The sequence below is a fragment of the Lentzea sp. NPDC036949 genome (genome assembly GCF_055608075.1).
In genome coordinates, this window is record NZ_JBVJRA010000016.1 from 1 (window position 1) to 14,292 (window position 14,292).

Annotated in this window: 14 protein-coding genes and 1 rRNA gene; 9 read left to right on the plus strand and 6 right to left on the minus strand. The window is 70.1% G+C overall.

Annotated elements, in window-relative coordinates:
* A 5S ribosomal RNA gene (gene rrf, locus ACZ7CD_RS33665) occupies positions 1–92 on the plus strand; the annotation flags it as partial.
* Between the two features lie 77 nt (positions 93–169).
* Here the strand turns inward: rrf and ACZ7CD_RS33670 are convergent.
* Positions 170–1,162 carry an ADP-ribosylglycohydrolase family protein gene (locus tag ACZ7CD_RS33670; protein WP_470380510.1) on the minus strand — a complete coding sequence of 331 codons (993 nt, stop codon included), beginning with the start codon at positions 1,160–1,162 and terminating at the stop codon, positions 170–172.
* A 173-nt stretch (positions 1,163–1,335) separates the two neighbouring features.
* Here ACZ7CD_RS33670 and ACZ7CD_RS33675 point away from each other — a divergent pair, with 173 nt between their 5' ends.
* Positions 1,336–2,181, plus strand: a complete 846-nt coding sequence (locus ACZ7CD_RS33675; protein ID WP_470380511.1) for a helix-turn-helix domain-containing protein — start codon at positions 1,336–1,338, stop codon at positions 2,179–2,181.
* Between the two features lie 48 nt (positions 2,182–2,229).
* Here ACZ7CD_RS33675 and ACZ7CD_RS33680 read toward each other — a convergent pair whose 3' ends face one another.
* Positions 2,230–2,652 (minus strand): type II toxin-antitoxin system PemK/MazF family toxin, encoded by a 423-nt coding sequence (locus ACZ7CD_RS33680; RefSeq protein WP_470375751.1) that lies wholly within the window; start codon positions 2,650–2,652, stop codon positions 2,230–2,232.
* Positions 2,653–2,741: 89 nt separating this feature from the next.
* On the opposite strand from ACZ7CD_RS33680, the gene lepA reads away from it, so the two are divergent.
* The 3 genes from lepA (at position 2,742) to ACZ7CD_RS33695 (ending at position 6,113) form a co-directional block, all read left to right on the plus strand.
* A complete protein-coding gene (lepA, locus tag ACZ7CD_RS33685; protein ID WP_360397117.1) occupies positions 2,742–4,577 on the plus strand; it encodes a translation elongation factor 4 in 1,836 nt (611 codons plus the stop codon).
* 32 nt (positions 4,578–4,609) lie between these two features.
* The gene (locus ACZ7CD_RS33690; RefSeq protein WP_360397444.1) at positions 4,610–5,434 is read left to right on the plus strand and encodes a DUF72 domain-containing protein; all 825 of its coding nucleotides are present in this window, start codon (positions 4,610–4,612) and stop codon (positions 5,432–5,434) included.
* Between the two features lie 67 nt (positions 5,435–5,501).
* Positions 5,502–6,113 (plus strand): class I SAM-dependent methyltransferase, encoded by a 612-nt coding sequence (locus ACZ7CD_RS33695; protein ID WP_360397118.1) that lies wholly within the window; start codon positions 5,502–5,504, stop codon positions 6,111–6,113.
* 55 nt (positions 6,114–6,168) lie between these two features.
* On the opposite strand, the gene ACZ7CD_RS33700 is transcribed toward ACZ7CD_RS33695, so the two are convergent.
* Together ACZ7CD_RS33700 and ACZ7CD_RS33705 are read right to left on the minus strand one after the other, a co-directional pair.
* Positions 6,169–6,393 (minus strand): hypothetical protein, encoded by a 225-nt coding sequence (locus ACZ7CD_RS33700; protein ID WP_360397119.1) that lies wholly within the window; start codon positions 6,391–6,393, stop codon positions 6,169–6,171.
* Between the two features lie 74 nt (positions 6,394–6,467).
* Positions 6,468–6,899 (minus strand): HD domain-containing protein, encoded by a 432-nt coding sequence (locus ACZ7CD_RS33705; protein ID WP_470380512.1) that lies wholly within the window; start codon positions 6,897–6,899, stop codon positions 6,468–6,470.
* A 98-nt stretch (positions 6,900–6,997) separates the two neighbouring features.
* Here ACZ7CD_RS33705 and ACZ7CD_RS33710 point away from each other — a divergent pair, with 98 nt between their 5' ends.
* Positions 6,998–8,473 (plus strand): chitinase, encoded by a 1,476-nt coding sequence (locus tag ACZ7CD_RS33710; protein WP_470371894.1) that lies wholly within the window; start codon positions 6,998–7,000, stop codon positions 8,471–8,473.
* A 30-nt stretch (positions 8,474–8,503) separates the two neighbouring features.
* On the opposite strand, the gene ACZ7CD_RS33715 is transcribed toward ACZ7CD_RS33710, so the two are convergent.
* Complete coding sequence (locus ACZ7CD_RS33715) at positions 8,504–9,607, minus strand: alkaline phosphatase family protein (protein ID WP_470380513.1); 1,104 nt, start codon at positions 9,605–9,607, stop codon at positions 8,504–8,506.
* A gap of 113 nt (positions 9,608–9,720) precedes the next feature.
* On the opposite strand from ACZ7CD_RS33715, the gene ACZ7CD_RS33720 reads away from it, so the two are divergent.
* The 3 genes from ACZ7CD_RS33720 (at position 9,721) to ACZ7CD_RS33730 (ending at position 12,803) form a co-directional block, all read left to right on the plus strand.
* Positions 9,721–10,767, plus strand: coding sequence for a nitronate monooxygenase (locus tag ACZ7CD_RS33720; protein ID WP_470380514.1), 1,047 nt, complete (start codon positions 9,721–9,723; stop codon positions 10,765–10,767).
* 10 nt (positions 10,768–10,777) lie between these two features.
* Entirely contained in the window at positions 10,778–11,149 is a 372-nt protein-coding gene (locus ACZ7CD_RS33725) for a DUF885 family protein (RefSeq protein WP_470380515.1), read from the plus strand.
* 118 nt (positions 11,150–11,267) lie between these two features.
* Positions 11,268–12,803, plus strand: a complete 1,536-nt coding sequence (locus ACZ7CD_RS33730; protein WP_360397124.1) for a DUF885 domain-containing protein — start codon at positions 11,268–11,270, stop codon at positions 12,801–12,803.
* On the opposite strand, the gene ACZ7CD_RS33735 is transcribed toward ACZ7CD_RS33730, so the two are convergent.
* The gene (locus ACZ7CD_RS33735; protein ID WP_360397125.1) at positions 12,778–14,196 is read right to left on the minus strand and encodes an amino acid permease; all 1,419 of its coding nucleotides are present in this window, start codon (positions 14,194–14,196) and stop codon (positions 12,778–12,780) included. The two genes, ACZ7CD_RS33730 and ACZ7CD_RS33735, sit on opposite strands and share 26 nt — an antisense overlap.
* Between the last annotated feature and the right edge of the window lie 96 nt (positions 14,197–14,292).

Below are 14,292 nucleotides of genomic sequence, written 5' to 3' on the forward strand. Positions count from 1 at the left end.
CACCCGGTCCCATTCCGAACCCGGTAGTTAAGCCCTTCTGCGCCGATGGTACTGCACTGGTTACGGTGTGGGAGAGTAGGTCGCCGCCGAACTTAATTTGCCCTGCGGGTTGAGCGCCACAAGCGCTCCCCGCAGGGCTTTTTTTCGTGTTCCACGACCATCGAGCGAGTCATCCGGCAGTGCCGGAGCTGAGCGCTGCCAACTGATCCGCGTACTCGATGCGCTCGACCCACTCCTGCGGCCACGCGGCGAGTCCGTGCGCGGCGCCGGCGAACGCCCCGGCCAACGCCGCGATCGAGTCCGAGTCACCACTGGTCCTCGCGCCCCGCACCAGGCACCGCACCGGGTCGTCGGCGTGCCGGATCGCGCAGTACAGTCCGGTCGCCAGCGCCTCCTCCGCGATCCAGCCCTCGCCGGTGGCCAGGCTCGCGTCCTGCCCGTCATCGGGTTCGGCGAGGGCGGCCACCAGCCGTTCGAGCACCTCGGCGCACTCGTCCCAGCCGCGCGCGATGAAGTCGGCCGGCGTCGTCGCACCCGGCGTCCGCCACAGGGGACCCAGCCACTGCCCCAGGTAGACCGAGCGCCGTTCGCGGCATCGGTCCAGCAACGCGGCGGGCACCTCGGCCAGGTCGCGTCCGTCGACCAGCAGCCGGGTCGCGTACGCGGTGAGCTCGGACGCGGCGAGCGCCGTGGGATGACCGTGCGTCATGGCGGCCTGCAGCTGCGACACCCCGGCGAGCACGTCGAGGTCGAGGTCGGGCACCAGTCCCACCGGCGTGACCCGCATGTTCGCACCGCAGCCCTTGGACCCCGCGATGGTCGCCTCCACCCACGGCAGGCCCTCCGCCAGGCCGCCGCACGCGCGCAGACACGTCATCCCGGGTGCGCGGTTGTTCTCCGGGCTGTGCGCCCAGGACACGAACCGCTCGCGCAGCCGCGGTTCGAGCACGTCGGCGGTGTACCGGTCGACGCCGTGCAGCGCCCACGCGACGGCGAGTGCCATCTGCGTGTCGTCGGTGACCAGGGCGGGGTCGCCAACCAGGTCGTCCGGTCCGTGAGGACCGAACCGCCGGTCGATCTCCGCAACGGACAGGAACTCCGTCGGCTCGCCGAGCGCGTCCCCGAAAGCCAACCCGTACAACGATCCCGCGACTCGGTCCACGGTCCGACCCTACTTGCGCGAATGGTTCAACGGTGTGGAACGCTTGAAGTGCGTTTGTTCCGGTGGCGCGATAACGGCGATGGACTCCGGCGGCATCATCGGAGTCGTCCAGGCGCTCTTTTCACCCGAAAGGGCCCGTACCATGGAATAAATACAAGCCATAGCGTTTTGGCGTGACTGTATTCACATCTACCGCGTACAGCAGGGATCTGGGCGACGAGCTGCGCCGCGTCCGAGAGGCCGGCACCGGCATGAGCGGGGCGGCGCTGGCCGTGCGACTGGGGTGGGACCCGAGCAAGGTGTCCAACCTGGAGCACGGCAAGGTGCGGGCCACCGACATCGACCTCGTGCAGCTGTTCACCATGTGCGGCAAGGACATCCAGTACATCGACGACTTCCGGCGCCGGTACCGGTACGCCTTCGACGAGTATGTCGTGCACGCGCCGGAGGACGTGCGCACGGCGAGGATCGGGGAGTCCGCGGCGACGTCGATCACGAGCTATTCGGTGACCAAGCTGCCCAGTCTGGTGCAGATCCACGAATACGCCGACGCGCTGCACCGGCTCGGTGGTTTCACGACCGGCGACCGAATTGCGGCGGCCGTGCAGCACCGCATGGACCGGCAAATAGTCCTGCGCCGGAACAACCCGCCGAAATGCTTGTTCTACATCCACGAGTTCGCGTTGCAGCAACGGGTCGGCGGCCGGCGGGTGATGGAGGACCAGTGCGCGCGGCTGCTGTCCGAGGAGCACAGCGTCCGGGTCGTGCCGATGCGGGCCGTGGTGCCGTCCAGCGGCTGCGTGCTCTGGGAGTACGAGAAGGCGATGCCGGTCGTGTTCAGCGAGACCGAGCTCGCGCAGGTGTTCGTGCAGGACCCCGGTGCTATCGCGCGGATCAGGCTGGTGTTCGACCGGCTGGCCGAGGTCGCGCTGGACGAGGAGCAGTCGCTGGGCAAGCTCGGGGAGTACGCGGGGCGCCGGCGGGCCGCGCGCGACGACCAGGGGCCGCACGCGGCGTGACGGGCGGGTGCGGGGGCGCGTGGTCAGGCGCCCCCGCACCCGCAGGGGTCAGCGCCAGCCGTGGCGTGCGCGCAGGGTGTCCACGACCTGGCCGAAGGCGACCGGGCCGAGCACGGCGCCCTCGCGGCGGATGTCGTCGTCGGAGTCGAGGGCGAACACCCGGTCCAGTCGCAGGTAGGACGGGCGGCCGTCGCGGTCCCAGGCACCGGAGCCCAGCTCCAGGTAGTCGTCGCGCGGCTCCTTCGAGGAGAGCATCAACGCGATCAGCTCGCCCTTCGCGCGGCCCACGACCAGCAGCGGGCGGTCCTTGCCGCGGTTCGCGTCCTCCTCGTAGGGCACCCACGCCCAGACGACCTCGCCGGGGTCCGCGTCACCGTCCACCGAGGGCTCGTACTCGAGCTTGGCGGCCTCCGCCGCGTCGAAGATCTCGCGGACCGCGCCCTTGGCCGGGCGGGGGTCTTCACCGTTCATCAGCACGAACGCACCCTAGTGGTGCAGAGCACGTGGGCCTCTATGGGACCATAAGGGGACACCCGTCCGATTTCCTGCTGAGGACCGCCTTGACCACGTTCGCCGACACGACGTTCACGCCGCCGGAACTCATCCGGAACTTCTGCATCATCGCGCACATCGACCACGGCAAGTCCACGCTGGCCGACCGCATGCTGCAGCTCACCGGCGTGGTCGAAGCGCGGGCGATGCGCGCTCAGTACCTCGACCGCATGGACATCGAGCGGGAGCGCGGCATCACCATCAAGGCGCAGAACGTGCGCCTGCCCTGGCAGGTCAACGGGCAGGACCACGTCCTGCACATGATCGACACGCCGGGCCACGTCGACTTCACCTACGAGGTCTCCCGTGCGCTGGAGGCCTGCGAGGGCGCGATCCTGCTGGTCGACGCCGCGCAGGGCATCGAGGCGCAGACGCTCGCGAACCTGTACCTGGCGATGGAGAAGGACCTCACCATCATCCCGGTGCTCAACAAGATCGACCTGCCCGCCGCGGACCCGGACAAGTACGCGAAGGAGATCGCGCACATCGTCGGCTGCGAGCCCGACGAGGTGCTGCGGGTCTCCGCGAAGACCGGTCTCGGCGTCGAGGCGCTGCTCGACGAGGTCGTGAAGCTGGTCCCACCGCCCGTGGGCGAGGCGGACGCACCGGCCCGCGCGATGATCTTCGACTCGGTCTACGACACCTACCGCGGCGTCGTCACCTACATCCGCGTCGTCGACGGCAAGATCACGCCGCGCGAGCGCATCAAGATGATGTCGACCGGTGCCACCCACGAGATCCTCGAGGTCGGCATCGTCTCGCCGGAGCCGAAGCCGTCCCGCGGCCTGGGCGTCGGCGAGGTCGGCTACCTGATCACCGGCGTGAAGGACGTGCGCCAGTCGAAGGTCGGCGACACCGTCACCTCCGAGCGCAAGGGCGCCACCGAGCCGCTGGCCGGCTACCGCGAGCCTCGCCCGATGGTCTACTCGGGCCTGTACCCGGTCGACGGTTCCGACTACCCGGAGCTGCGCGAGGCGCTGGAGAAGCTCCAGCTCAACGACGCCGCGCTGACGTTCGAACCGGAGACCTCCGCGGCACTGGGCTTCGGCTTCCGCTGCGGCTTCCTCGGCCTGCTGCACCTGGAGATCACCCGCGACCGCCTCGAACGCGAGTACGGCCTCGACCTGATCTCCACGGCACCGAACGTCGTCTACCGCGTGATCATGGAAGACGGCGCCGAGCACGTCGTGACGAACCCGTCCGACTGGCCGGAGGGCAAGCGCGCCGAGGTGTACGAGCCCGTCACCAAGTGCACGATCATCGCCCCGTCGGACTACATCGGCGCGATCATGGAGCTGTGCCAGGCCAAGCGCGGCCAGCTCGGCGGCATGGACTACCTGTCGGAGGACCGCGTCGAGCTGCGCTACACCATGCCGCTCGGCGAGATCATCTTCGACTTCTTCGACTCGCTGAAGTCCCGCACCCGCGGCTACGCCTCGCTGGACTACGAGGAGTCGGGCGAGGCCGAGTCGGAGCTGGTCAAGGTCGACATCCTGCTGCAGGGCGAGGCCGTCGACGCGTTCTCCGCGATCGTGCACAAGGACCACGCCTACGGCTACGGCACGCGCATGGCCACGAAGCTGCGCGAGCTCATCCCGCGGCAGCAGTTCGAGGTGCCGATCCAGGCGGCCATCGGGTCCCGTGTGATCGCCCGCGAGACGATCCGCGCGATCCGCAAGGACGTCCTGGCCAAGTGCTACGGCGGTGACATCACCCGCAAGCGCAAGCTGCTGGAGAAGCAGAAGGAAGGCAAGAAGCGCATGAAGATGGTGGGGCGCGTGGAAGTGCCGCAGGAGGCCTTCGTCGCCGCGCTGTCGACCGAGGAGCCGAAGGGCAAGAAGTAGGAGCCGTGGCACGCCTTCACGTCGGCTGCGCCATGTGGAACCACAAGGCGTGGCCAGGGCGGTTCCTGCCGCAGTCGCTTCCCGCGGGGGAGCGGCTGCGGGCCTACGCCGGTTGGTGCAACGCCGTCGAGGGCAACACCACGTTCTACGCGACACCCGCCCGCAAGACCGTCGAGACCTGGGCGCGGCAGACGGACCCGGACTTCCGGTTCGTGGTCAAGCTGCCCAAGGTCGTCACGCACGAGCGCCGGCTCGCCGGTGTCGAGGTGCCGATGCGGGCGTTCCTCGACGCCATCGAGCCCCTGGGCGAGCGCGCGGTCCTGTGGACCCAGCTGCCCGGCTCGTTCGGCCCGGCGGACGTCGAGGCACTGAGCCGCTTCCTGCGCAGGCTGCCCGTCGGCCTGCGGCGTGCCGTGGAGGTGCGCCACCCCGTGTTCTTCACCGACGCCGGTGCGACGTCGCTGCTGGAGGGGGCCCTCGACGACGTGGACGCCGAGTGGGTGCCGTTCGACACCGAGGTCTTCTTCCAGAGCCCGCCGACCAGCGACGCCGAGCGCGAGGCCTGGGACCGCAAACCGCGGTTGCCCCGGCGGACGCGGGCGCTGACCGACCAGCCGATCGTCCGCTACCTGGGCCGCGACTCGGTCGAGGAGACGGTCGAGGGGTGGCGGCCGTGGGCCGAGGTGGTCGCCGGCTGGCTGCGGGAGGGCCGGTCGCCGACGGTGTTCCTGCACACCCCCGACAACGACGACGCGCCCGCGCTCGCCCGCCGGTTCCACGACGACGTCCGCACGCTCGTGCCCGAGCTCGACGCGCTGCCCGAACCCGAACCGGTCGAGCCCGCCACGCTGTTCTGACCGCACTTGTTGCCGGATCGGCAACGGAGTTTGCCGCTCCGGCACAACGGTGGGCATCGTGGACGGCATGACGACTGCGCAGGAGTTCTGGGAAGCCTTCTACTCGGAGCGGGACCAGGTGTGGTCCGGCAACCCGAACCCGTTGCTGGTGCGCGAGACCGCGGACCTCACGCCGGGCAGTGCGCTCGACCTCGGCTGCGCTGAGGGCGGTGACGCCGTCTGGCTCGCGCAACGGGGGTGGCGGGTGCTCGGGGTCGACGTGTCGCAGGTGGCGCTGGACCGGGCGCTCCGGCACGCGCAGGACGCCGGCGTCGAGATCTCCGTGGAGCGGCACGACCTCAAGGAGACGTTCCCCGAGGGCCGGTACGACCTGGTCAGCGCCCAGTTCCTGCACTCGCCGGTCGAGGAGGACGGGGAGCGCAACAGCATCCTCAAGCGGGCCGCGGAGGCGGTCGCGCCCGGTGGGCGGCTGGTCGTCGGCGGGCACGCCGGGGCGCCGTCGTGGTCCGAGCACCGCGACTACTACTTCCCGACGACCAAGGACGTGCTCGACCACCTCCGGCTCGGCGACAACTGGATCATCATCACCGACGACGTGGTCGAACGGCCGCTCGTCGGGCCGGATGGTCAGCAGGAGTCGCGCAAGGACAACGTGCTGACGGTGAAGCGCCTGTACTGAAAACGCAAAGGCCACCCGCGGCGGCGTTGCCGGGGGTGGCCCACACAGGTACCGGTCAGGCGCGGATCAAGCGGTCCATCGCCTGGCGGTTGATGATCGAACGGAGCTCGCCCGTCTCCTCGGCGCTGTGGCGGGAGAGGATGGCGTCCAGTTCGAGGCGGTCGCTCTCGGTGGTGTAGCTGGCCAACTGCCGCTCCAGGCTCCGGCGCTTCAGCCGGGCGTCACGGCGGACGGCCAGGTTCGAGCGCAGGGACTTCACGGACAGGTCGTGGCGGGTCATCGTGTCCTTCCAATCTTGGTTACGATTCGATAATACACCCAGTTCACGACACCTGTACCGATGAAGAAGGTCGGCTAGCTCACGTACTCGTCGAGCAACCCCAGGGCGCGCGCGTACTTGGCCTTCAACCGCTCCTGCGTGGCCGCGTCGAGGCGGGCGACGCGGGCCGGCGAGAGGTTGTCGCCGATGTCCGCGCGCTTCACCGTGACGGCCAGCGGGTTGGCGGCGACGCGGCGCAGGTAGTCCTCCTGCGGCTCGTCCGGCAGGTGCGACAGCGCCACGACCGCGTCGACCACCTCGTGCGGGCAGCCGCGGGCGAGCAGGTCGGCCGCGGTCACCGGGGTGTCCTCGACGACGTCGTGCAGCACGGCGGCCATCTGCTCGTGCTCGCCGCTCACGGCGGCCATGACCCGCAACGGGTGCCCGATGTAGGGCAGGCCCGACTTGTCGACCTGGCCCTCGTGGGCCTCGGTGGCGATCGTGATCGCGTTTTCGAGGGTGAACACGCCCTCAAGCTAAACCAGGGCTTGACCAACCGCAGTGGTCTAGTCCATTTTTAGTCCACTCACAACATGGTCGCCGCATGAGTGTGTGGAGGTGGACCATGTCCAAAACCAGACGAGCGGCGATCGCGCTGCTGTCGGCGTTCATCGCATGTGCCGGTCTGGTGTTGGTGATCAACGGCAACGCCGCCGCCGCCAACCTCGCGGCCAACAACGGGTTCGAGGCGGGCAACCTGAGCGGCTGGACCTGCACCGAGGGCACCAGCGCCACGTCCGGCACCAAGCGCACCGGCCAGTACGCGTTGCAGGGCACACCCGTCGGCCAGAGCACCGCGCGGTGCCAGCAGACCGTTTCGGTGCAACCGAACACGGCCTACAAGCTGTCGGCCTGGGTGCAGGGCAGCTACGTCTACCTCGGCGTCACCGGCGGCGTGGAGAAGAGCACCTGGACGCCCGGTTCCAGCGGCTTCTCCCAGCTGACCCTCGACTTCACGTCCGGCAGCGCCACCAGCGTGACGATCTACCTGCACGGCTGGTACGGCCAGCCCGCCTACTACGCCGACGACGTCAACCTCGACGGCCCCGGCACTCCGCCGACGTCCACGAGCACGACGACGTCGACCACCACCACTACTACGACGACCACGACGACCACCACGACGACGACGAGCAACCCGCCGATCACCGGTCTGCCCAAGCACGTGCTGACGGGCTACTGGCAGAACTTCTACAACGGTGCGCGCGCTCTGCGGCTGTCCGACGTCCCCACCACCTACGACATCATCGCGGTCTCGTTCGCCGATGCCACGGCGGTGCAGGGGCAGGTCGCGTTCAACCTCGACCCCGGTCTGAGCAGCCAGCTCGGCGGCTACACCGACGCGCAGTTCCGCGCCGACGTGAAGACCGTGCAGGCCCGCGGCCAGAAGGTGATCATCTCCGTCGGTGGTGAGAAGGGCACGATCAGCGTCGCCAACTCCACCGCCGCGACCAACTTCGCCAACAGCGTCAAGGGCCTGATCTCCACCTACGGCTTCGACGGCGTCGACATCGACCTGGAGAACGGCGTCAACGCCCAGTACATGGGCCAGGCGCTGCGCAGCATCCACGCCGGTGGCGGCAAGGTCATCACCATGGCGCCGCAGACGATCGACATGCAGAACGTCAACGCCGAGTACTTCAAGCTGGCGCTGGCCACGAAGGACATCCTGACCATCGTCAACATGCAGTACTACAACTCCGGTTCGATGCTCGGCTGCGACCAGCAGGTCCACAGCCAGGGCACGGTCAACTTCCTGACCGCGCTCGCGTGCATCCAGCTGCAGAGCGGCCTGCGCGCCGACCAGGTGGGCCTCGGCCTGCCCGCGTCGCCGTCGGGTGCCGGTGGCGGGTACCAGTCGCCCGCCAACGTCAACAACGCCCTCAGCTGCCTCGCGCGTGGCACGAACTGCGGGACGTTCAAGCCGAGCACGACCTGGCCGTCGATCCGCGGCGCCATGACGTGGTCGATCAACTGGGACGCCTCGAACAACTGGCAGTTCGCCAACACGGTCGCCCCTCATCTGGACTCCCTGCCCTAGATGATGGCGCGGTCCGGCTGACGGACTGCCTCAGATGACGGACTGACCGTCACCCCCGCCCGACGGTTCGGGGAGGCCGAACAGCCTCCCCACCGTCGGTGCGACATCCACAGTGGACGCGGCTGTCATCGAGACCCCGCGCCCCACCACGGGATCGCCACCCGCGACGAGCAGCGGTACCGGCTCCGCCGCGGCACGTCCCCGGTGCACCACCAGGTCGCCGGCCTCCGGTCCGAGGCGCAGCTCGGCCGGGCGGTGCGCCGACTGCACACCGGGCACCCGCGAGACCACCGACTCCAGGTGCCGCACGGCCAGGGCGCGGTCCGAGGCGGGACCGGTCCAGTACAGCAGGTCGGCGCCGTCGTTCTGCACGACCACAACCCTGTTGCGCAGCAACGGATCTGTCTGGATGTGCTCCTCCGGCGACACCGGGGACCGGTCCGCTGCGGGAGTCGCGGTGACGAGGAGGACGGACCGCTCCCACCGCCCGGTCGCCCTGAGGTGCCGCACCAGCTTGCCGAGCTGCTCGTCCGCCGTGCGCGCGGTCAGCGACCGCCCCGCGGCAGCGGCCGGGGCTCCGGTGCCGAACTGCACGACCACCAGGTCCGGGTCTGCCTCGTCGACCACGGCGTGCAGGGCGTGCGAGGTGAACGCGTCCGGCGCGGTCCCCGTGACCGGCGGCCGGGGTTCCCACCCGTACGTCGCCCGCGTGCCGACCACTCGGCGCAGGTCCTCCTCCGGCAGCACCGCGCCCGTGCGGAAACCCAGCTCCGGCAAGCGTTCCAGCACCGTCGGGAACCTCGGCTCGCTCAGCCGCCGCACACCGCGCGCCCGGTCGAACACGACGTCGGCGGGCACACCGCTGCGGTCGGGCCGCACCCCGGTCAGCATCATGACGAGGTGCGCGGTGCTCCCGGCGGCCGGCAGCGAACGAGCCCGCGGGAAGTACGTGCCGTCCGCCCGCAGCGCGACGAGGTTCGGCGTCAGCGCGGTCCCCACCTCGTCCGCCCGCAGACCGGCGAGCACGACCACGTACACCCGCCTGCCCCGGCCGGTCGCGCCGAACGCGGCACCGGGCGCGGCGGAGAGGACGACCGAGCCTGCGGCGGCCCTGAGCAGGGTGCGGCGTTTCACGGACCGAGTCTCACCCACCGGCATGACCGGGAGGTGAACGGCGTTTCCTTGCGCCACCGTGAACACAGCCACTTCGCCGGGCGTTCACGGGCCCGCCCAACTAGGTTGGGCTCATGTTCCAGACGCTGGCCGTGCCCGTGATCGCCGCACCCATGGCGGGCGGCGCCTCCACACCCGAGCTGGTCGCCGCGGTGAACGACGCGGGCGGGCTCGGGTTCCTGGCGGCCGGGTACGTCTCCGTCGAGCAGCTCGCCGAGAAGGTCACGCGCACCCGGGAGCTGACCGGGGCGCCGTTCGGGGTCAACCTGTTCGTGCCGGGCACCCGGCCGACCGCCGACATCTCGTCCTACGTGGACCGGGTGACCGCGTTCGCGGGGAAGCTCGGCGCGGTGCCGGGCGAGCCGCGCTGGGACGACGACAACTACGCGGCGAAGCTCGAACTGGTGCTGGCGCTGCGGGTGCCGGTGGTGTCGTTCACGTTCGGGCTGCCCGACGTCGACGACGTGCAGCGGCTGAAGGCGGCGGGGGCGACCGTCGTGGTCACGGTGACCACCCCTGCCGAGGCGCGGCAGGCCCGGCAGATCGGCGCGGACGTGCTGTGCGTGCAGGGATCGGACGCGGGCGGGCACCGCGGCACGTTCACCGACGACGGCGTCTCGCCCGGAGGTGGCGAGCTGTACGGGACGCTCGCCGCGCTCCGGCTGGTCAGGGGCACCGTCGACCTGCCGGTGATCGCGACCGGCGGGCTGGTGCACGGCGCCGACGTCGCGGCGGTGCTCGCGGCCGGTGCGGTCGCGGCCCAGCTGGGCACCGCGTTCCTCAGCTGCCCGGAGGCGGGAACCGCCGCACCGCAACGGGAGGCGTTGCGCGCGGGTGGCCGCAGGACGGCGCTGACCCGTGCGTTCAGCGGACGGCCGGCGCGCGGGCTGGTCAACCGGTTCCTGGTCGAGAACACCCCGCACGCGCCCGCCGCGTACCCGAACGTGCACCACCTCACGAAACCGGTGCGCGCCACCGGTGAGCTGGAGGCCATGTCGCTGTGGGCGGGCACCACCTACCCGCTCGCGCCGGCCGCACCGGCCGCCGAGGTCGTGCGCAGGCTCGACGCGGAGCTGCGGGAAGCGGTCGACTCGCTGGCGCAGAGGTTCGCGCGCGGCTAGGAACGGTCCGGTGACCTCACTCGCGGATGAGATGTTCCAGGCCTTCTGCGACCGGGACCCGGTGTTCACCTCGGTGCTCGGGGGTGCCCGGCTGCCCCGCGTCGGCTGCGAGATGGGCCTGTTCTCGTCGGACGAGCAACGCCTCGGGATGCCGTCCGCGGACGCGATGCGCGCGGCCAGGCTCGTGGTCGACACCGGCCTGCACGCGTTCGGGTGGTCGCGGCAGCGGGCGGTCGGCTACCTGCGCGAGAACACCGCGATGCCGGAGCCGGAGATCCAGTCCGAGGTCGACCGCTACATCGAGGTACCCGGCCAGGCGCTCGCTTACATGATCGGGCGGATCGAGATCCAGCGGCTGCGGGTGGAGGCGGGGCGGCACTGAGCGAGCGGTTCGACGTGCGGGCGTTCCACGACCTCGTGGTGGGTGCCGGACCGGTTCCGCTGCCGACGCTCGGCGAGCTCGTCGGTCAATTCGTTGGCGAAGCGGGGTGAGCGCGGCTATGAAGGACGGTGTGACCTCGCTCTCCGATGAGACGTTCCAGGCGATGATGGACTGGACGCCCGCGTTCGCGACCATGGTCGGCCTGCCCGGCTGGGACGACCGGCTCGACGACCTCAGCGTCGAGGGCCACCAGGCCCTGCGCGCCCGCCTCGCGGACATCGTGAGCCGCGTCGACACCAGCGACGAGGACCCGGTCACCAGGTCCGTGATCAGGCACCAGGCCGAGTCGATCATCACGAAGATCGACGCCCGGCTGGTCGAGCACACCGTGGCCGCGGGACTGAGCGCACCGGTCGGCGGCCTGCTCGGGCTGGCCTCCCAGGTCGACTTCTCGAAGCGGCTGGACCAGATCCCGCGGTTCCTCGACCAGGCGGCCACCCGGCTGCTCGACACCGACCGCAGGCCGTTGCGGCGGCACGTCGTGAACGGCGCGGCGCACCTGGAGCGGTTCCTCGCCTCGCCGCGGCAGCCGTGGGAGGGGGACGCGGACCTGCGGCCGGCGTTCGCCCGGTTCCGCGAGGTGCTGCTGTCGCTCGACGGCCGCGAGGACGCGCAGGCCGGCCTGTGCTGGCTGCCGGAGGGCGAGCAGAACTACGCCCGGCTGGTCCGCGACTACACGACCACGGCCTACACGCCGGCCGAGCTGCACCGGCTCGGGCTCGACCTGATCGCCCGGCTGCGCGAGGAGTACGCGGAGGTCGGCGCACGGGTGTGGGGCACCTCGGACGTCACCGAGATCTTCACGCGGCTGCGCACGGAGCTGCTGTGGGACAACGAGGGCGACATGGTCACCAGCGCGGTCGAGGCCGTCGCGCGGGCCGAGGCCGTCGCGCCGCGGTGGTTCGGCCGGCTGCCCAAGGCGCCCTGCGAGGTGCGGCTCGTCCCCGAGGTGGACCGCGAGGTCGCGCCGCTCGCGTACTACATGGACGCCGCGCTGGACGGCTCCCGTCCCGGCGTCTACTTCCTGAACCCGTTGGGCGCCACCGAACGCAGCCGCACGCTCTCGGAGGTGACGGCGTTCCACGAGGCCATCCCCGGCCACCACTTCCAGATCACGATCGCCGCCGAGACCGACCTGCACAACGTGCGCAAGTTCGCGTTCATCGACGCCTACCTCGAAGGCTGGGGCCTTTACACCGAGCGCCTGGCCGAGGAGATGGGGCTGTACTCGTCCGACGAGCAGCGGCTGGGCATGCTGTCGCTCGACGCGATGCGCGCGGGGCGGCTCGTCGTCGACACCGGCCTGCACGCCCTCGGGTGGTCGCGCCGGCAGGCCGTGGACTACCTGCGCGAGAACACCGTGATGACCGCGCCGGAGATCGAGTCCGAGGTCGACCGGTACATCGAGACGCCGGGGCAGGCGCTCGCGTACATGGTGGGGCGGCTGGAGATCCTCCGGTTGCGCGAGGAAGCGGCCACCCGGCTGGGCGACCGCTTCGACGTGCGCGCGTTCCACGACCTCGTGCTGGCGAACGGCCCGGTGCCGCTCGCCACGCTCGACTCCCTGGTTACCGCTTGGACTCCTTCTCCATGACGGAGTTGCGCTTCGAGTAGGTGAAGTAGACGACCAGGCCGATCACGAACCAGACCGCGAACCGCAGCCAGGTCTCCGGCGTGAGGAACGTGATCAGCCAGATCGAGAAGACGACACCGATGATCGGCACGACCGGCATGCCCGGCGTCTTGAACGTGCGCGGCAGGTCGGGCTGCTTGTAGCGCAGCACGACCACGGCGACGCAGACGACGACGAACGCCAGCAGGATGCCGATGTTGGTGAGCTCGGCGGCCTCCGCGATCGGCAGGAAGCCCGCGATGACCGCGGAGGCGATGCCCAGCACCCAGGTGATGCGCGTCGGCACGTGCTTCACCGGGTGCGTCTTCGCGAACCACTGCGGCAGCAGGCCGTCGCGGCTCATCGAGTAGCCGACGCGGGCGGCGCCCAGCAGGAACGTGAAGAGCACCGTCGTGATGCCCAGGATCGCGCCGACGGAGATGATGATGCCCAGGGCGGGCAGGCCGATGTCGGCGAAGGCCGTGGCGAACGCGGACTCCGCGTCGACGTCCTTGTAGTTGACCATGCCGGTGAGCACGAGGCAGGCCAGCACGTACAGCACCATCGACACGGCGAGCGAGTAGATGATCGCCTTCGGCATGTGCTTCTGGGAGTCCTTCGACTCCTCGGCGGCCGTGGACATCGCGTCGTAGCCGAACACCGCGAAGAACACCGTCGCCGCACCCGTGAGCGCACCCGAGATGCCGAACGGGAAGAACGGGTTGTAGTTGTCGGTGTTGATGTGGAACGCGCCGACGACGACGACCAGCGCCACCACGGCGATCTTGAGGTACACCAGCGTGGTCTCGAAGCGCGCGGCGTTCTTCATGCCCTGGTTCAGCACGAACGCGATCAGCAGGCACAGCAGCACGGCGAACAGGTTCACCTTGTACGTGCCCGCGGCGACGCCGTCGGCCTCGGTGCCCGGTGCGCCCAGCATCCACTGCGGCAGGTGGACGTTCAGCAGCGACAGCAGCTCGGTGAAGTAGCCGGAGATGCCGATCGCGACCACCGCCACGATCGCGGTGTACTCCAGCAGCAGGTCCCAGCCGATGAACCAGCCGACGATCTCGCCGAGCACCGCGTAGCCGTAGGTGTAGGCGCTGCCGGCCTTGGGGATCAGGCCCGCGAACTCCGCGTACGAGAACGCCGCCGCCGCGCTCGCGATACCGGCGATCAGGAACGACACCAGCACCGCGGGACCGGCTGTCTTGTTCGCGACGGCACCGGCGAGCGAGAAGATGCCCGCGCCGATGATGCCGCCGATGCCGATCGCGGTGAGCTGCCACAGGCCCAGCGTTCTGGTGAGCCCGTCGCCCCTGTCCTCGGCGATCCGGTCGATGGGCTTGCGCCGGAAGACGCCCTGTGTGGTCATTGCCTAGCTCCCTTGAAGAGTGGGTCCGGGCGAACCTATTCGGGACCACTGTCACGCGGTTTGTCCGAACCCACCAATCAGGGAACCGATTTTTGG